Origin of the sequence: Paenibacillus sp. OAE614 (assembly GCF_040546645.1) — a bacterium.
In the GTDB taxonomy this organism is placed as follows: domain Bacteria; phylum Bacillota; class Bacilli; order Paenibacillales; family Paenibacillaceae; genus Paenibacillus_AQ; species Paenibacillus_AQ favisporus.
In genome coordinates, this window is the sequence record NZ_JBEPOD010000001.1 from 4,560,300 (window position 1) to 4,577,249 (window position 16,950).

Annotated in this window: 18 protein-coding genes; 5 read left to right on the plus strand and 13 right to left on the minus strand. The window is 54.5% G+C overall.

Going from position 1 to position 16,950, the window contains the following annotated elements; translation table 11 throughout:
• Positions 1–69: 69 nt before the first annotated feature.
• The 4 genes from ptsP to aroA all read right to left on the minus strand — a co-directional run bounded on the left by ptsP (position 70) and on the right by aroA (position 5,664).
• Positions 70–1,848: a phosphoenolpyruvate--protein phosphotransferase gene (gene ptsP, locus ABIE48_RS21030; protein ID WP_145023680.1), complete on the minus strand. Its 1,779-nt coding sequence runs from the start codon at positions 1,846–1,848 to the stop codon at positions 70–72.
• Complete coding sequence (locus ABIE48_RS21035; RefSeq protein WP_145023678.1) at positions 1,845–3,731, minus strand: glucose PTS transporter subunit IIA; 1,887 nt, start codon at positions 3,729–3,731, stop codon at positions 1,845–1,847. The genes ptsP and ABIE48_RS21035 overlap by 4 nt, the downstream gene beginning before the upstream one ends.
• Before the next feature lie 131 nt (positions 3,732–3,862).
• Positions 3,863–4,306 carry a CoA-binding protein gene (locus ABIE48_RS21040; protein ID WP_192715674.1) on the minus strand — a complete coding sequence of 148 codons (444 nt, stop codon included), beginning with the start codon at positions 4,304–4,306 and terminating at the stop codon, positions 3,863–3,865.
• A gap of 65 nt (positions 4,307–4,371) precedes the next feature.
• Positions 4,372–5,664 (minus strand): 3-phosphoshikimate 1-carboxyvinyltransferase, encoded by a 1,293-nt coding sequence (gene aroA / locus ABIE48_RS21045; RefSeq protein ID WP_192715675.1) that lies wholly within the window; start codon positions 5,662–5,664, stop codon positions 4,372–4,374.
• A 135-nt stretch (positions 5,665–5,799) separates the two neighbouring features.
• Between aroA and ABIE48_RS21050 the strand changes: the two genes are divergently transcribed.
• A complete protein-coding gene (locus ABIE48_RS21050; RefSeq protein ID WP_192715676.1) occupies positions 5,800–6,099 on the plus strand; it encodes a rhodanese-like domain-containing protein in 300 nt (99 codons plus the stop codon).
• 178 nt (positions 6,100–6,277) lie between these two features.
• Here ABIE48_RS21050 and ABIE48_RS21055 read toward each other — a convergent pair whose 3' ends face one another.
• Entirely contained in the window at positions 6,278–6,793 is a 516-nt protein-coding gene (locus tag ABIE48_RS21055) for a shikimate kinase (protein ID WP_260869334.1), read from the minus strand.
• 178 nt (positions 6,794–6,971) lie between these two features.
• Between ABIE48_RS21055 and ABIE48_RS21060 the strand changes: the two genes are divergently transcribed.
• Positions 6,972–7,307 (plus strand): hypothetical protein, encoded by a 336-nt coding sequence (locus ABIE48_RS21060; protein ID WP_076169898.1) that lies wholly within the window; start codon positions 6,972–6,974, stop codon positions 7,305–7,307.
• Here ABIE48_RS21060 and gndA read toward each other — a convergent pair.
• Positions 7,298–8,710: an NADP-dependent phosphogluconate dehydrogenase gene (gene gndA, locus ABIE48_RS21065; RefSeq protein ID WP_192715677.1), complete on the minus strand. Its 1,413-nt coding sequence runs from the start codon at positions 8,708–8,710 to the stop codon at positions 7,298–7,300. The two genes, ABIE48_RS21060 and gndA, sit on opposite strands and share 10 nt — an antisense overlap.
• Before the next feature lie 181 nt (positions 8,711–8,891).
• Positions 8,892–9,488 (minus strand): hypothetical protein, encoded by a 597-nt coding sequence (locus ABIE48_RS21070; RefSeq protein WP_076169896.1) that lies wholly within the window; start codon positions 9,486–9,488, stop codon positions 8,892–8,894.
• Positions 9,489–9,793: 305 nt separating this feature from the next.
• On the opposite strand from ABIE48_RS21070, the gene ABIE48_RS21075 reads away from it, so the two are divergent.
• Entirely contained in the window at positions 9,794–10,420 is a 627-nt protein-coding gene (locus tag ABIE48_RS21075; RefSeq protein ID WP_089548162.1) for a YktB family protein, read from the plus strand.
• An 85-nt stretch (positions 10,421–10,505) separates the two neighbouring features.
• Here the strand turns inward: ABIE48_RS21075 and ABIE48_RS21080 are convergent, their stop codons facing one another.
• A complete protein-coding gene (locus ABIE48_RS21080) occupies positions 10,506–11,789 on the minus strand; it encodes an MFS transporter (RefSeq protein ID WP_354519608.1) in 1,284 nt (427 codons plus the stop codon).
• A gap of 180 nt (positions 11,790–11,969) precedes the next feature.
• Between ABIE48_RS21080 and ABIE48_RS21085 the strand changes: the two genes are divergently transcribed.
• Positions 11,970–13,445, plus strand: a complete 1,476-nt coding sequence (locus ABIE48_RS21085; protein ID WP_076169894.1) for an aminotransferase class I/II-fold pyridoxal phosphate-dependent enzyme — start codon at positions 11,970–11,972, stop codon at positions 13,443–13,445.
• A gap of 102 nt (positions 13,446–13,547) precedes the next feature.
• On the opposite strand, the gene ABIE48_RS21090 is transcribed toward ABIE48_RS21085, so the two are convergent.
• The 3 genes from ABIE48_RS21090 to ABIE48_RS21100 all read right to left on the minus strand — a co-directional run bounded on the left by ABIE48_RS21090 (position 13,548) and on the right by ABIE48_RS21100 (position 14,899).
• Entirely contained in the window at positions 13,548–13,865 is a 318-nt protein-coding gene (locus tag ABIE48_RS21090) for a DUF1292 domain-containing protein (protein WP_076169893.1), read from the minus strand.
• 94 nt (positions 13,866–13,959) lie between these two features.
• Positions 13,960–14,511, minus strand: a complete 552-nt coding sequence (locus ABIE48_RS21095; protein WP_089548164.1) for a copper amine oxidase — start codon at positions 14,509–14,511, stop codon at positions 13,960–13,962.
• Between the two features lie 196 nt (positions 14,512–14,707).
• Complete coding sequence (locus ABIE48_RS21100; RefSeq protein ID WP_145023670.1) at positions 14,708–14,899, minus strand: hypothetical protein; 192 nt, start codon at positions 14,897–14,899, stop codon at positions 14,708–14,710.
• A 132-nt stretch (positions 14,900–15,031) separates the two neighbouring features.
• Between ABIE48_RS21100 and ABIE48_RS21105 the strand changes: the two genes are divergently transcribed.
• On the plus strand, positions 15,032–15,769 hold the full coding sequence (locus ABIE48_RS21105; protein WP_145023668.1) for an MBL fold metallo-hydrolase: 738 nt from the start codon (positions 15,032–15,034) through the stop codon (positions 15,767–15,769).
• A gap of 106 nt (positions 15,770–15,875) precedes the next feature.
• On the opposite strand, the gene ABIE48_RS21110 is transcribed toward ABIE48_RS21105, so the two are convergent.
• Positions 15,876–16,115, minus strand: a complete 240-nt coding sequence (locus tag ABIE48_RS21110) for a DUF3892 domain-containing protein (RefSeq protein ID WP_076169889.1) — start codon at positions 16,113–16,115, stop codon at positions 15,876–15,878.
• A gap of 90 nt (positions 16,116–16,205) precedes the next feature.
• Positions 16,206–16,649, minus strand: a complete 444-nt coding sequence (locus ABIE48_RS21115; protein WP_192715678.1) for a GNAT family N-acetyltransferase — start codon at positions 16,647–16,649, stop codon at positions 16,206–16,208.
• Positions 16,650–16,950: the final 301 nt, after the last annotated feature.

The window sequence follows — 16,950 nt, forward strand, 5'->3', positions numbered from 1 at the left end:
AGCCTGACCGTCCACTTGGTGGATCGGCGGGCTCTTTTCTGTATTTAGACGGCAGGGGCAGGCAGGCGGTCAGGAAGCGTTGCTGCCCTTTTCGCCCCGAGGCTGATTCACGCCTTCGTTATTTGCGCAGGCAGGCTCGGCAAATTCGGTCAGCAGGCGTTCGATTTCGACGCTGCTCTTCAACTGGTAGCATGTCTGCGCCGTCCGCTTCGCATCGGAAGCCGTCGTGTTTAGTATCCGATGCTTCAGCTTCAGCAGGGACTGGATCGACATGCTCAGATGGTCCACGCCCAGCTCCAGCCAGATCGGTACCGAGCGTTCATCGCCGGCCATTTCGCCGCACACGCTGACGGGAATGCCCGCCCGGTGCGCCGCTTCCACCGTCGTGCGCAGCATCCGCAGAATCGCCGGATGGAACGGATGATACATATGGGCGATCTGCTCGTTCATCCGGTCAACAGCCAATACGTACTGCACCAGATCGTTCGTACCGATGCTGAAAAAGTCGCATTCTTCCGCGAGCAGATCGGCAATGATGACCGCGGCGGGAATCTCGATCATGATGCCGACCGGGATGTCCTTGTCGTAAGCGATGCCCCTTGCGTCAAGATCGGCCATGGCCCGATGCAGCACTTCATTGGCTTGTCTGATTTCGTCGACCGATGAAATCATCGGGTACATAATTTTGACCCTGCCGAACGCGCTCGCCCGAAGAATCGCGGTCAGCTGCGTCTGAAAAAGCTCCTGGCGGTCAAGGCTGATCCGGATCGCCCGGTAGCCTAGAACCGGGTTATCCTCATCCGGCAGCGCAAAATAATCCAGCTGCTTGTCGCCGCCGATGTCGAGCGTGCGGATCACCGCCCCAAGCTCACCCACTTGCTGGGCTACCTGGCGGTACACCTCAAACTGTTCCTCTTCGCTCGGAAACGTGCTGCGGTCCATGTACAAAAATTCCGTCCGGAACAGACCTACGCCATTGGCGCCGTATTTCAAGGCCGATTCCACTTCTTTGGCGGAGCTGATATTCGCGGCAAGGTGAAGCTCGCAGCCGTCCTTCGTGATCGCTTCGACGGCAGCCAGCAGCTCCAGCTGCTCCTTCTTCGCCAGCTGGCGCTCCCGGATCCGCACATATTCTTCCACGAGCGTATCGTCCGGATTGAGATACAGCGCCCCGGAGTCCCCGTCAATGACCAGCAAATCCCCGGTCTGGATCGGATCCTTCAGCTTGTTCTCCAGCCCCGCAACGAGCGGGATACCGAGAGCCCGTGCCATGATGGCCGAATGAGACGTCTTCCCGCCGACCATCGTCACGATGCCGAGCACGTGGGAAGGATTCAAATGCGCCAGCTGGGACGGGGACAGCTCCTTGGCCACGAGGATATACGGCTGGGTATCCGCAGGCAGCGTAATCTCCGGCGCGCCGAGCAGATGCTTGAGCAGGCGGTTGCCGACATCCTTGATGTCCATCGCCCGCTCCTTCATGTATTCGTCATCCAGCAGGTCGAACATCGTGACGAAATGATCGATCGCCTCTTTTACCGCGACCTCGGCCGCTTTATACTGGCGCTCAATGACGCCCTGGATTTCATTCATGAACACCGGATCGTCCAGGATGGCCAAATGGGCGTCAAAAATGCTCGACTCCTCTTCCCCGACCATATCCCTGAATTCGTTTTTAATAAACTCAATCTCATTTTTGGAGGTGCGTATCCCCTCATACAGCCGTTCAAATTCGTTGGCCAGATCTACTGCGTCGATCCCGGTCTCGGGCAGGTCCCATTCCCAGTTCGGCAGTACAAATGCTTTTCCAATCGCTACCCCGGCAGATGCACCGATGCCTTGTATCATGATTCCAAACCTCCAACATTTCTGTCGTGTAATACTACGGACATAACCGACGTCTGCCCCTTCTTGACGGCTTTGAACGGAGCGAAGCTCCATGACTTAACGCGGTCCGGGTTGGTGATCACCATCGGCGTGGCAAGCGATGAAGCATGACTTCGGATATAGTTGATATCAAATTTAACCAGCAGCTGGCCGGGCTCCACCGCGTCCCCCTCCTGAACGACTGCGGTAAAATGCCCGCCCTTGAGCTGGGACGTATCGATGCCGATGTGAAGCAGCACCTCGAGCCCTTCCGGTGTCGAGATCCCGATGGCATGCATCGTCGGGTACAGGTGCATGATCGTCCCGTATACCGGAGACACGAGCTCCCCTTTCTCCGGCATGAACGCCACCCCGTCTCCCACCAGCTTCGCGGCGAAAATATGATCGGGCACTTCTTCGATCGGGATCATTTTTCCTTGGACCGGCGCGCTGAACAGCACCTGCGGCAAATCCCGGTGCAGCAGCTTGTTCACTTCCTCGCGGATCAGCTCCGAATAGGTGCCGAATACGACCTGCACGTTGCCGCCGCCGAGCTTGATCAGCCCTGCGGAGCCGAGCAGCTTCAGCGCATTGCTGTCGATCATGCGGTCGTTCTTGACCGTCAGCCGCAGCCGGGTGATGCAGGATTCCACCTGAACGATGTTGTCCTTGCCCCCGAGCGCTTCCAGAATGAGCGGCGCCTGATAAGGGATATTGCCTGCCCAATCCTCCAGCGTGGAGCCTTCCTCGCGTCCGGGCGTCGGAATTTGAAACCTCCGAATGGCCCAGCGGAACAGGAAATAGTACACAAGGCCGTATCCGAGCCCGATCGGAATAATCAGAAGCGCGTTATGCGACAGATGGAAGTTCAGCAGGTAATCGATCGCCCCTGCGGAATAGGAAAACCCGTGATGAATATCGAGCGCATACGTAATCCACATCGCGATCCCCGACAGGATCGAATGCAGGATGAACAAATAAGGCGCTGCGAACAAGAAGGCAAACTCGATCTGTTCGGACACCCCGGTCAAAAAGCAGACCAAGGCCGCCGTCAAAAACGTCTTCTTGACCTTCGGCTTCAGGTCTTCCCGCGCTTCCTGGATGATCGCCAAGGCGATGCCCGGCAGTGCGAACATCATAATAGGGAACAGTCCGGCCATGAATGTACCGGCTGTCGGATCCCCCGCAAAATAACGCGGCAAATCCCCCTGCACGATGCTGCCCGACGGGGTTTTGTAAGTTCCCAGCTGGAACCAGAAAACATTGTTGAGCAGATGATGAAGGCCGAACGCCGTCAGGATCCGGTACAAAATGCCGTATAAAAACAGACCGAATCCGCCCATATGCGCCATGAGCATGGTCAGCTCGTTCAGCGCCTTCTGCAGCAGCGGAGCGATGAAGACCATCACCCACGAAAACAGGGCGGAGAACAGCCCCATAAACAAAAGCACGAAGCGCGAGCCGCCAAAAAACTGGACAATCTCAGGCAGCTTGATATGTTTATACCGGTTATAGGCAGAGCCGGCGATCATGCCGAAAATGATGCCGATCAGCGTGGAAGGCTGAATGCCACCATTACCCAGATGCCTCGTAATTTGATCATAGATAAACATCCCGGCCAGAGCCCCAAGGCCAGCCGGTCCCGCCTGGTTCGCCAGTCCCCAGGCCACTCCTACCGCAAACAGATACGGGAGGAAATAAAAAATACCCTGTCCTGCCCAAGTGCACACCTCTGCGACGCCCGGCAGCCCCCAGGCTGCCCATGGCAGACTGCCGACACACAGCAGTATGGCGGCCGACGGCAGAACCATCGTAGGCAGCATCACTGCTCTGCCGAGCTGCTGCAGCGATCCAAGCCAGTTCAAGACATGCACTCCCCTCTCAACACACACACATATTTAAAATGGTACGCGTTGTTCAACTTTTTGTCAAAAAGAAAAAAGGACCTGCAGATTGCTCTGCACGGCCCTGTCTCGCCTCGTATTCAGTGAAGGTATTATCCGTTCTTTTGGCCTGGACGGTTCGGCCGGGTTACGGAGTCCTCCACCTTGATGCAGCGGTCCATAATGACCCGCATGCCGTTCTCTTCGCCGATGCTGGCGGCTTCATCGCTGACAACGCCGAGCTGCAGCCACAGTACCCGCGCGCCAATGACGGCAGCCTCCCTGGCCACGTCCGCGCAGTATTCGCTGCGCCGGAACACATCGACAATATCGACGGGTTCGGGAATGTCTTTCAGCGAGGCGTAGACCGTTTCGCCAAGGATGGTTCCCTGAACGGTCGGGTTCACGGGAATGATCCGGTAGCCGCGCTGCTGCATCGCTTCCGCAATCATATAAGAAGTGCGGTCCGGCTTGTCGGACAGGCCGACGACCGCAATGTTGCCGGCCTGCTCCAGAATTTCTTTGATTTCTTCCCGGGTCGGATTTTCAAATGACATCGTTTATCCCGCCTTTACTCTTTTTTCCTTCAAGATCGGATTTACTTGTACTTATAACTTATGAGTTACTTTACCCATTCCACCTGGGCGCCAAGCGCCTTCATATGGTCGAAGAACTGCGGATACGATTTGGCGACGTGGTGCGCGTCCTTGATCCGCAGCGGCTGCTTGGAGCGCAGGCCGACGATGGTCAGCGCCATGATGACCCGGTGGTCGTAATGGGCGTTGATCTCGACGCCCCCCTCGACCCCTTCCGGCCGCCCGTGGACGATGATCTCCGCCTGGCGCTCCTCCACGTTGGCCCCGGCTTTGCGCAGCTCGGCCAGGTAATCGGTGATGCGGTCGCATTCCTTGTAGCGCAAATTTTCCACGTTATAGAAGCGGGAGGTCCCTTCCGCAAACACGGCGGCCGCCACCATGGCCAGCACGGCATCCGTGGCCGCGTCCCCGTCAAACTCGACGGCTTTAAGCCTCCCGTTGCCGCGGACATGAACTTCGTCGTTCTCATGCGTCAGGGGAGTCTGCATCATCTGAAGCACGTCGACAACCGCGCGCTCTCCCTGCTTGCTCTTCACCGGCAGGCGCTTGATCAGCACGTCCGATTCCGTGACCGCAGCTGCGGCCAGCACCGCCGCCGATCCGGGGTAGTCGCCCTGCACGGTATAGGTTTTCGCCTGATAGGACTGGTTGCCGGGAACGCGGAAATGCGTATAGTCGTCGCTGGCATGAATGACGATCCCTGCCTGCTCCAGCACTTCCAGCGTCTGACCGATGACGACTTTCGATTTCAGGTCGCCCGTCACCTCAATCTCGCTGTCCTCCGCCAGCAGCGGTGTCAGGAACAGCAGAGAGCTTAAGTACTGCGAGCTTACTTCGCCCGATACCGTAATTCGACCGCCTTTCGCCTGCCCGCCGCGAATCGTGATCGGCAGGCGCCCGTTGTTGTGCTCCACCTGCACGCCGATTTGCTCAAGCGCGGTGATCAGGTCGTCGTGCGGGCGCTTGCCCAGCGAGTCCGGATACGTATTGACGAACGTCACCTCCGGGCAAAGGGCAGCGGTCCCCATCAGGAAGCGCAGCACCGCGCCGGCGTTGCCGACGTTCAGCTCCTTGACGTCACGCGGATGCCTGCCGAAGCCGGTAATGACGGCCTTCTCGTCGTCTTCGACAAGCGTGGCGCCGAGGTCCTGGATACAGCGGCGCATTGCATCGCTGTCCTCGCTGTGAGCCGGGAAGTATACCGTGCTTGTCCCTTCGGCCAGCGCCGCCACCAGCAGGTAGCGGGTCGTATAGTTTTTGGATGAGAGAGCTCCGATTTCCCCGCTCAGCCGGGGAGTCGGATGTACGATCATGTCCATGTGTAATCTCCTTTGCACTAGTCGGTAGTATGGCTCTTCCCGCGGGTCTGTCCGGATTGACAGCCGATTTACTGCTTGGTTATCATAGGTGATGAACAGTATGATTACAGTCGAAAAGAGGTTTTAACATTGTCAATGTTTCGTGAAATAGAGCCTTCTGAGGTGAGACGCCGCCTGCTTGCCGGCGAGTCCCTGCAGATGATCGACGTCCGTGAGGACGATGAAGTGGCCCAGGGCATGATCAGCGGCGCCAAGCATATCCCGCTGGGTGAAATCCCCGCCCGTCTGGACGAAATCCCAAGAGACGGCGAAGTCATCATGATCTGCCGCAGCGGCGGCCGCAGCATGCGCGCCTGCCAGTACCTGGCGCAGCACGGCATCGACTGCGTCAACATGGTCGGCGGCATGCTTCAATGGAACGAGGAAGAAGAATAATCATCTCCCCACAAAGTGAAGTCGTTGCTTCGATGCCTATTCAGGTACTTTGCGGGGGGCCCCAAAACATTATCCCCACAAAGTGAAGTTATGGCTTCGATGCCCTTCCGCAACCTAAGCTTCTGAAGCAGCAGCTTGACCCCGGTCAGGCTGCTGCTGCTTTTTCACAGAGATAAGCTTAGACGCGGTAATGCGCTAAAATTGCACGCATGACTTCTTCCGCCGCAAGGCCCGATGTGTCCACCGTGCAGTGGGCAAAGCGATATGCGTCTCTCCGCTCCTCAAGCAGCGCTCTCACACGCTCATCCGCATTGCCAGCAAGCAGCGGCCGGTTTCGGTCCTCCTGGACCCTGGCAATAATGTGCTCCGCATCCGCGGTGAGCGCCACGACGAGACCGCCCTGCAGCATCAGCTCGCAGTTGTCCGGGCGAAGCACCGCGCCGCCTCCCGTGGCGACGATCACTCTTTCTCCGGAGGCGAGCACCTGCCGCAGCGTCTCGTTCTCGAGCTCGCGGAAATGCGGCTCGCCATGCCGCTCGAAGATCTCCGGGATCGTCATGCCGGCCTTTTCCACGACGGCGGCATCCAGATCGATCAGCCGGTATCCGAGCTCCATAGCCAGCAGATCGCCAACGGTTGACTTGCCCGTGCCCATCATACCGATCAAGATAATATTTTGTTTAGTCCGGTTCAATAGAACACCCCTTTTTGCACTTGCTGCTGCCCATGCCGTTACTTGCTACATATCATAACACAGGCCAAAAACTTTCGACAATGCCGTCCTTCGCCTGCAAGTCTATTTGCAGGAACTCTATCATATACATACATCAACTTGATAACCAGTAGAATATGAGGAGTGGTCGAGAGGAGCCATGCATGATTCCCATAGCCCTTTACTAGGAGGCCCCAAACGGATAGAGCAAATCTTCGATCCCCAGCACATTTTGTGCCGGGACGATCTGCTCTGGGTGCTTCATTACGTCCAAAAAAAAGTGGCCCAGAAAGATCCAGCCCTGCTGGAGCTTCCCAAGCCACGTCTAATGCGCAATTTTCAATATTTCGGCGAGGCCGCCGTCCTCCTGCTCAGCCGGTCATCTGCCCAGGGGCTCGACAACGAGAGGATCCGCGTCTGCCTGCTGGAGGCGATGCACGGTCTTTTCCAGAGCGGAGAAAACGAAGCGGCTCCCCCAAGTAACGATTACTCCTGAATCCAGTTGTGATGGAAGACGCCTTCCTTGTCCACGCGCTTGAACGTGTGGGCCCCGAAGTAATCGCGCTGCGCCTGAAGCAGGTTCGCCGGAAGCCGCTCCGTGCGGTAGCTGTCGAAATAGGCCAGGGCACTGGCAAAGCCGGGAACCGGAACGCCTTGAGCCACGGCCGTCGATACCGTCGTACGCCATGCTTCCTGGTAGTTCTCGATGATGTCCTTGAAGAACGGATCCAGAAGCAGGTTTTTCAGGCCCGGATCTTTCTCGTAGGCGTCGGTGATGTTCTGCAGGAAGCGGGAGCGGATGATGCAGCCGCCGCGCCAGATTTTCGCCAGGTTGCCGTACTGCAGATCCCAGCCGTACTCGTCGGAAGCGACGCGCAGCTGCGCGAAGCCTTGGGCGTAGGATACGATTTTACTTGCAAACAGCGCCTTGCGGACGTTCTCGATAAACTCGGCTTTGTCCCCTTGGAACGGGGCTTTTTTCGGGCCGTTCAAAATTTTGCTCGCTTCTACGCGTTCTTCCTTCATGGCCGACAGGAAGCGGGAGAACACGGATTCGGTGATCATGGACAGCGGCACGCCCAAATCCAGGGAGCTTTGGCTTGTCCACTTGCCCGTGCCTTTTTGGCCGGCTGCGTCCAAAATAACGTCCACCATCGGTTTGCCCGTCTCCGGATCCTTTTGCGCGAAAATATCGGCCGTAATTTCGATCAGGTAGCTGTCAAGCTCGCCCTTGTTCCAGTCGGAGAAAATTTCATGCAGTTCTTCGGCGCTCAAATCCAGCGTGTCCTTCAGAAGCTGGTAAGCTTCGCAGATCAGCTGCATGTCGCCATATTCGATGCCGTTATGCACCATTTTTACGTAATGTCCGGCACCGTCCGGTCCGATATATGTACAGCAAGGCTCCCCGTTCACTTTGGCGGAAATCGCCGTCAGAATCGGTTCCACCAGTTCGTAGGCGCTTCTTTGTCCCCCAGGCATAATGGAAGGTCCCTTCAGTGCTCCCTCTTCCCCGCCGGATACGCCTGTCCCGATAAAGCGCAGACCTTTTGCTTCCAGCTCCGCGCTGCGGCGCTGTGTATCCGGGAAGTACGCGTTACCTCCGTCGATGATGATGTCCCCTTCGTCCAAGTGAGGCACCAGCTGCTCGATTGTGGCGTCGGTCGCCTTGCCGGCTTGTACCATAATTAAAATTTTTCGCGGTGTTTCCAGCGAGTTCACAAATTCCTCAATCGAGAAAGTCCCCGTCAGATTTTTTCCTTCGGCTTCCTTCAAAAGATCATGCGTTTTTTCTGGAGAGCGGTTAAACACGGAAACGGTGAAGCCTCTGCTCTCAATGTTGAGTGCCAGATTTTTGCCCATGACAGCAAGGCCGATGACACCAATTTGTTGTTTCGACATATGTTTTTTCTCCATTCTTTGCGATTTTTTGATGAAAATTTTAGAACAAGCCTATTTTAACGTGTTTACGCGTGAAAGTGAAGTCTGGGTTCGGCAGTCAGCTGCCCGTGATAAAACACCCCGCAGCGCATCCGAGGTGTTTATGAACGATCTTTCATTCTATTGTCGTACAAAAGGTAATTTACCATTCAAGCATCATTAAATCCTTGGACAGGGCGGCGAGCTTCTCCTTGCTCTTCTCCGCTTTTTCGGCATCTCCGGCCTGCATCGCCTCGTACAGGCGCTCCAGCTCGTCATCCAGCTCAAGCCTCAGGAGCTGCAGGCGCAAGTCGCCCTCTTTGGAGAAATACATTTTGGAAATCTCCTGCTCCGTCATAAAGGGACCCTTCTGATACAATACTTTTTGCTGATAGCCTGAAATTTCGACAAGCCGGATCACCTCGCCGAATAGAATGCTCTCGATCAGAATCTGGCGGTCCTTGAACCGTTTGACGATCGCGTGACCGCGGGTATCCTCGATCAGCTTCTCCATCCATTCCGCCAGCTTGGCGTCCCGGATCGTGTAATCCCCAACCATCTTATAACCGTTTTTCGTCCGGTTAAACCGCAGCTTGACGAGTTTGCGCCCCGTTCGGACGGAGATGATGAACAGGGTTTCGTTTTCGCTCCAGTACAACGAATAGCCGTCTTGAATCAAATCCTTGATCAGGTCCTGAATATGCCGCCGGTTAAACCGAAGCTCCAAATTGCAGTATTCCACTTCATAGCTCTTATTCACGGCACTCCCTCCTTCAAAATTGGACCGCCTTTGGCTATTTCCTTCTCCCGCTTCTTAAGACCGGCGGGCTGGAATCGGCCGGTGATTCTTCAGCTTCGTTATCAAGCTGATGGCTTAACAGCTTTGCTATATTTTATACTTTATCCTATGTAACGGTAACTTGGTTTATTGACTATTTTTACCCGACAGGGCGCAGCATTAAACGGAAAAGACCGGCCGAAGCCCTGCCAATTAAAGATCCGCCGCGGATTGTGGTATAATGGGACAAAAATTCAACACGCATTTGGATGGAGGAGGCAGCAAGAATGCCGTTTGCAGGATTTAACGCGCAGGATTTTGAAGTGTTTAATGTGGAGGGACTGGAGCCCCGGATGGAAGTGCTCATTGAGCGGGTTCGCCCCAAACTTGAAATATTAGGCAGCGAAATCGTTCCATTCCTGTCCGCGCTCTGCGGAGAGGAAATGTTCGTTCACGTGGCCAAGCATGCCCGCCGGACGGTGAATCCGCCGAACGATACCTGGGTGGCTTGGGCAGCCAACAAACGCGGCTACAAAGCCCTCCCCCATTTTCAGGTGGGCATGTTCGGCACGCATCTGTTCATCATCTTTGCGATCATTTACGAGAGCACGAACAAGTCTGTATTCGCCGAGCATCTGGAAGGCAAGAAAGGAATCGCGGCAGTCAAAAAGCTCCCCAAAACGTTCTATTGGTCGATGGACCATATGGATCCCGGCTTTACCCCGCAGTCTGAAATGACGGCCGCAGACTTCGCCAAAATGGCGGACAAGCTGAAGAACGTCAAAAAATCCGAGGTGCTGTGCGGACTCCGGATTGAAAAAGGGGACCCCGTGCTGGAGGACAGAGACCAATTGGTGTCCGTCATTCATTCCACCTTTGAACAGCTGCTGCCGCTGTATAAAATGGCGTTCTAACCGCCGCTTACGGTGCAGCCAAATATTAAAGGATAGAGCAGCCAGTACGCATAAGCGCGCTGGCACCCTATCCTTTTTTTGTTTGTTACGGCGCCTCTGCCCGCTTCTTGCGCGACAAAACGAGGTGGATCACATACAGCACGGCCATGACGATGCTGCTGGCGACAAAAGGCACCGAATGCCCGATACGGTCCCAGAGCTGACCTGAAACGATCGGCCCGACAACCATGCCCGAGCCTTGGAGGGTGAGGAAAAATCCCCAGACCGCTCCCCGCTCGCCTTTGGGCACATGTGTCGATACAAAGGTATTCCAGGCAGGCAGGATCATGGCATAGCTGATGCCCACCACACCTACGATGGCGAACACAACCGGCAGCGAGCGCACCGCCGAGAACATGATGAGGGAAATAGCCGCCAGCAGAAACCCGGCATTCAGGAAGGGAGCGGTTCCGAACCGGTCGACCAGCTTCCCGCATGGAATGATCGCCAGCACCGTAATGCCCCCGCCCGCGATCAGCAGCAGGCTGTACATATTCGGAGACAGGTGCAGCTCATTTTGAACGTACAGCGTGATCACCGGGCTGAGCAGCCCGATGACGAAGGATTGGAGAAACAGCGCCGGAAATACCAGCCAGCTGACCTTCAGGTTATGCCTGATTTCGTACAGCGTCTTGCGGATGCTGGCAAAAAGATGATTCACCTTCCCGAGCAGCTGGGGAAGGAACCCCCTCACAGCTTCCGTCCTGCCTTCCATCCCCTGCCCATTGGCCTTGACTCTTCCCGGGAGGAGCAATGCAACCAGAACTACGATGATGCAGCAGCCGATAAGGATAAAAAATAGCGTCTGATAGTTTTTGTTCGTACGGTCCATCAAAAAATTCATGACGATCGGTCCTGCGCCTGTTCCGCCCAGCGAAGCGATCTCGAGCATGCCGATCATTTGTCCGCTGCTGCCTCTCGGACCCGAAATGGCCGTCGTCCCGGTCATGGCGCATGGCCACAGCGGCGAAGTGCCTACCCCAAGAATAAAACAGGCAAGCGACAACCAGCCGGCGCCGGATAAGAAGGCGATCATGCCAACCGCGACGATGGTCAGCACCAGCGCTCCCGTCAGCGTTCTGCGGTACCCCAGCCGCTCGGCGATCCAGCCCGACGGGCTGCGGAACAGGTTGTCTCCGATATATTGAAGGGAAAAAGCGAGACCGATCGTGTGGGCGCCAAGACCGAGCGAGTTTTTCATATAAACCGGCAAAATGGCCACCAGAAGCGACCCTTTCATAAATTCCACGAGAAATAGAATCGTCAGCAGCCCGATGAAAAAGGGCGAAATCAGCCGGCGGGCTGCCGCCGCTTCCGTCATTTGCGACACGCGTTTCACCACTTCCCTATTTTGGTTTGTGCGAATCCTCCCAGCAGTATGGTCTATACTAATAGTGTACCCCATATGGGGACGAGATTTTCACAGGGTCAAAAAGCCGCTTGCATTCGCCCCCCGATTTGCTATACTGAGCTTTGTAATTTTAACAGATGAAAGGTTGTGACAGCATACATGGACCATAGCCGTACCCCTTTATTTACAGCACTCACACAGCACGCGGCAAAAAATCCCGTTCAGTTCCATATTCCCGGACACAAGAAGGGAATGGGGACCGATACCGAATTCAGAGAATTTATCGGCGATAACGCCCTCTCTATAGATCTGATCAATATTGCCCCGCTGGACGACCTCCACCAGCCGACCGGTGTCATCGAGGAAGCCCAGATTCTTGCTGCTGACGCTTTCGGCGCCGATTACACGTACTTCAGCGTACAGGGAACCAGCGGCGCGATCATGACCATGATTCTGACGATGTGCTCTCCTGGCGACAAAATCATCGTTCCCCGGAATGTTCATAAGTCGGTCATGTCCGCGATTATTTTCTCCGGCGCCAAGCCCGTCTTCGTATCGCCGGCCCGCGACGAAAATTTAGGGATCGACCACGGCATTACCGTCCGCTCCGTGCAGCGGGCCCTGGACCGTCATCCGGACACCAAGGCGGTTCTCGTCATTAATCCGACGTATTTCGGAGTCTCCGCCAATCTGAAGGAGATCGTGGACCTCGCCCACAGCCGGCATGTGCCCGTCCTCGTGGACGAAGCCCACGGCGTGCTGACCCATTTCCATCCGGAACTGCCGATGTCCGCTATGGATGCCGGAGCGGATATGGCCGCGACGAGCGTGCATAAGCTGGGCGGCTCCATGACGCAGAGCTCCGTGCTGAATCTGAACACGAAGAACGGCTATGTCAATCCGCAGCGCGTGCAAACGATCATCAGTATGCTGACCACGACGTCGACTTCCTACATTTTGCTCGCCTCGCTGGATACCTCCAGACGGAACCTGGCGCTGAACGGATATGCCATGGCCCAAAGTGCCATCGACATGGCGCAGTCCGCCCGCAAGCAAATCAATGAAATTGAAGGTCTTTACTGCTTCGGCAAGGAAATTCTCGGCGGGGAAGCGACTTACGATTATGATCCGACCAAGCTGACCATCCATGTCCGCCACCTGGGCATCACCGGTTATGAGACCGAAAACTGGCTTCGCGAAAAGTATAATATCGAAGTCGAGCTGAGCGACATGTACAACATCCTGTGCCTGATTACGCCAGGGGATAACGAGGAGACCATCTCCATCCTGGTTAATGCGCTACGCGAGCTGGCACAGACCTACTATAATGTAAACACAGCCAACGAGCTGGTTGTTAAAATTCCGGAAATTCCGCAGCTGTCCCTCATTCCAAGGGACGCCTTCTACGGGGATACGGAAGTCATTCCGTTCAAGGAATCGGCCGGACGCATCATTGCCGAGTTCATTTATGTGTATCCGCCGGGCATTCCGATCCTTCTTCCGGGTGAGGTCATCTCCCAAGACAATATCGACTACATCGTCGACCATGTGGACGTCGGGCTGCCGGTAAAAGGACCGGAAGACCGGTATATCCAAAACGTCAAGGTCATTGTGGAAACCGATCCGATTTTTTAATACGCGCGGCTGTTTGCCGCCTGCACCAAAAAAAAGAAACCCCCGGTCCCGCTTTCGCTGCGGTTCGGGGGTTTCTTGGTGTAGGTCTTGTGGCGAAAAGGATTACTCCTGGTCCAACTGGGCAACCAGCTCGTTATAAGCGGCCTCCACTTTGTTCCATTCTTCTTCGTCTTCAATATTGTAAAGCATCATTTCCTCGTCCTCTTCCTCGACGCGAAGGATGATGCCGTCCGCTTCAGGATTCTCACGTTCCAGCAGCAGTGCATAAACGTTCTCGCCTACATCGAATGTTTCGACAAGAACCATTTCCACGTCTTTGCCGTTCTCATCTGTCAGCGTCAGAACAAATTCCTCATGCTCGTGATCATGGTCATGATCATGATTGCAGGCTTCGCCGTGTTCATGCTTGTGATCGCTCATTTTAACAAAAACCTCACTTATGGTTGGAATGGATCATACCACCGTATCGTATCACGTCCGCATGATCTGGTCAATTTATCCTCCTCGGGGGTTGTCAGTTCAGCGCAGTGATTACTTTTTGCGATACGAGGACGTAATCGCTGGTCTTGGTGGCTTTAATGTAGAACCCCACTTTATATTTGCCCGCGCTGCTGAAATCATACGTAAAATCGTATGTCCGGAACCAGAAATTATCCTTCTGGCTGCCGCTCACGTCCTGAGACTGGATATCCTTGACCTTTCCCGAAGGATCCGTAATAGCCACTTTTACGCTCGCCACATCGTCCGATAAGCTGTCCACCTGGCAGAATACGTTAAACTTGAGCTTCCCTTTATTGACGTTACCGAAGACGGTATCTCCATTAAACAGAAATATATGTACGTTAGGCTTAATGAATTCAACCTTGTTCGTATCTGAATTAAACTTTACGACCCCGTCAAACTCCCGAATCGGGACATAGGTTTTGCCGTCGATGATATAACCGCCGTCCTGGATTTCCTTGCCGTTCATCCACACCCTGACTTTCTGGGTGATCGAATCCGCAAACACAGAACCCCCCATCAGGGAAAAGGCGAATACGCATACCATAACTTTCTTCCAATTCATCTTGTTCGTTTCCCTCCATTTCCATCGTGATGTTGTATGTATATACGAAAAGTACAAACGCAAGTTGCGCTGTCCATACGGGCAAAACTCACATTTTTTCTCAAAAGTGAAGGAATTTTGTTCCAGGAATACAAAAAAAGCCCCACCTTGTGGGACTATAGCTCCAAATTTTTGATTCAGTTCCTCATTTCTCTCTTTATTTCTTGGTTAAAATACAGGGCACCCCTTTGCCGACCGCACCCGGAACTCTCATCCGTGCCGCGTACGCCATTCCCCGGGCACAGGGCGTTTTACACGCCTCGCATACGTCAGAGGTAACGAGCCTCATGCCCCGGATGACTTTTTCCCCTTTGGATTGTGCCGGTTTCTTGCTTTTTCCCTTCGCCATGACAAAACCCCATTTCGCGCGTTTACAGCATATTATGGGGGTAGATGGAAATTGGGAACTGTGGTGTATAATGAAAGAAAAAAATACGAACGGCATGCTCGGCATGCCGCTCGTTCACAGGAGGATCGACCGATGAGCTTGCAGCTTCAGATGCTGGGGACAGGCAGCGCTTTTGCCAAAAAGTATTTCAACAATAATGCCCTGCTCGGGGACGGGTCGTTTACTTTGCTGATCGATTGCGGAATTACGGCCCCCCTTGCCCTTCACCAACTGGGCAAAACGTTTAATGACTTGGATGCCGTGCTGATCACCCATATTCATGGCGATCATGTCGGCGGCCTGGAGGAGCTTGCCTTCCAGATGAAATACGCGTACCATCGCAAAATGAAGCTTTATATCGCGGAAGCTTTGCGTGATGTGCTGTGGGAGCACACGCTGAAGGGCGGTCTGTCCCAACCCGGCCAAATCACCTGCCTCGAGGACGCCTTCGATGTACATACGCTTCAGCCGGGAGTTCCCTGCCGCCTGTCGGAGCAAATCGAGCTGGAGCTCATCCCGAACCGCCACATTCCGGGTAAAGACAGCTTCTCCCTCTATATTAACGGCCGGATCTTCTACAGCGCGGACATGACCTTCGACCCCGGGCTGCTGGACAAGCTCGTACGGGAACGCGGCTGTGATACGATCCTGCACGAGGTCCAGCTGGAAGGACCGGGCGAGGTGCATACGACGCTCAGCGAGCTGCTGTCGCTGCCGGAGCCGGTTCAGCGTATGATCCGATTGATGCATTATGCTGATAATAAAGACGAGTTTGTAGGAAAAACCGGAGAAATGACCTTCCTTGAGCAAGGGCACGTATATACGCTGTAACCCTTGCAGGTCGATGTGGATTACGGGTGAAAAAACACAGCCGGCTGCAGAAAGATGAACCTTCTCTGCAGCCGGCTGTTATTTTTGGAAACATGACGCTCGTCTTTTATTCAAAAGTAGGCAGGTTATCAAGATTATTCGACGGATCGCCGTCGGCGTCCCCGCGGATGTACATCTCGCCGTCACGGCCTTTAAAGACGTTTACTCCGGCAATGGCGCCCGCTTTTACTTCCTGCAGCGCCTGCTCGTAATCGAGCACCCGGCCCGACGACGTTTGAAAGGCCGTCAAGTCGCCGTCACCGTTCTTCTGTACTGCGATAAATTGTTCTCTTCCCGGGTTTCCCATCGATATCCACTCCTTAAGTTGTCATGATATATCAAGGTGACATATGGATATCGTTCCCTGAGAACATGGATTTATACGAAGAAATGAAGTCTACAGTGTTTTCTTCATACGGACATGCGGAATGCCCGCGTCATCGAACGGCTCCTTGGAAATGACCTCGTAGCCTTGTTTTGCATAGAACTGTTCAGCTTGGCACTGAGCATCCAGGATGGAATAGGCCAGCCCCAGTTCCCTCGCCCGCTCTTCCATCGCCATCAGCAAAATGCGGCCGAACCCGTGGGTGCGGAACTCGCGGCGAACCGCGATTCGCTGCATTTTGGCGGTATCGCTGTTATAATAAATGATCCGGCCGGTGGCCACATACTGATCCTTGTCCTGAAGGAGGATATGATGAACATTTTCGCTGATCACATCGTATTCGTCGATCTCCAGGTCGGCGGGCACGTTTTGTTCCTTGACGAACACCTCCTGGCGGATGTCCAGCGCATGCTCCAGCTGCTCGTGGGTCGTCACGTATACTATTTCTGCAGGCATCGGTTACCCTCTCTTTCATGCAATCAATATAAAAAACACGGCTGAATCATTATACAAAAAAATGATTTTCCTGTATAGTTGACTCATGAGAGCTCTATGGAAGGGAGACCATGGATCGTTATGGGCATGACCATTGCGCTGATCGTCATTTTATCAGCCATCTTGATCTATTCATTCATTTATGTCATCCAAAAAGGGTATTCGCGCAAATGGGATGAGGAATAAGAAAAACGTTTATCGACGAACACTCACGGAAGATAGACCGCGTTTTGCGGAAGTTTTTCTTGCGATATAAGGAAAC

Excerpts from the sequence above, each read along its gene's own strand:
- ptsP (WP_145023680.1), bottom strand. The coding sequence starts at position 1,848 with ATGATACAAGGCATCGGTGCATCTGCCGGGGTAGCGATTGGAAAAGCA.
- ABIE48_RS21040 (WP_192715674.1), bottom strand. The coding sequence starts at position 4,306 with ATGTCATTTGAAAATCCGACCCGGGAAGAAATCAAAGAAATTCTGGAG.
- aroA (WP_192715675.1), bottom strand. The coding sequence starts at position 5,664 with ATGGACATGATCGTACATCCGACTCCCCGGCTGAGCGGGGAAATCGGA.
- ABIE48_RS21050 (WP_192715676.1), top strand. The coding sequence starts at position 5,800 with ATGTTTCGTGAAATAGAGCCTTCTGAGGTGAGACGCCGCCTGCTTGCC.
- ABIE48_RS21060 (WP_076169898.1), top strand. The coding sequence starts at position 6,972 with ATGCATGATTCCCATAGCCCTTTACTAGGAGGCCCCAAACGGATAGAG.
- gndA (WP_192715677.1), bottom strand. The coding sequence starts at position 8,710 with ATGTCGAAACAACAAATTGGTGTCATCGGCCTTGCTGTCATGGGCAAA.
- ABIE48_RS21075 (WP_089548162.1), top strand. The coding sequence starts at position 9,794 with ATGCCGTTTGCAGGATTTAACGCGCAGGATTTTGAAGTGTTTAATGTG.
- ABIE48_RS21085 (WP_076169894.1), top strand. The coding sequence starts at position 11,970 with ATGGACCATAGCCGTACCCCTTTATTTACAGCACTCACACAGCACGCG.
- ABIE48_RS21090 (WP_076169893.1), bottom strand. The coding sequence starts at position 13,865 with ATGAGCGATCACAAGCATGAACACGGCGAAGCCTGCAATCATGATCAT.
- ABIE48_RS21095 (WP_089548164.1), bottom strand. The coding sequence starts at position 14,511 with ATGAATTGGAAGAAAGTTATGGTATGCGTATTCGCCTTTTCCCTGATG.
- ABIE48_RS21100 (WP_145023670.1), bottom strand. The coding sequence starts at position 14,899 with ATGGCGAAGGGAAAAAGCAAGAAACCGGCACAATCCAAAGGGGAAAAA.
- ABIE48_RS21105 (WP_145023668.1), top strand. The coding sequence starts at position 15,032 with ATGAGCTTGCAGCTTCAGATGCTGGGGACAGGCAGCGCTTTTGCCAAA.
- ABIE48_RS21110 (WP_076169889.1), bottom strand. The coding sequence starts at position 16,115 with ATGGGAAACCCGGGAAGAGAACAATTTATCGCAGTACAGAAGAACGGT.
- ABIE48_RS21115 (WP_192715678.1), bottom strand. The coding sequence starts at position 16,649 with ATGCCTGCAGAAATAGTATACGTGACGACCCACGAGCAGCTGGAGCAT.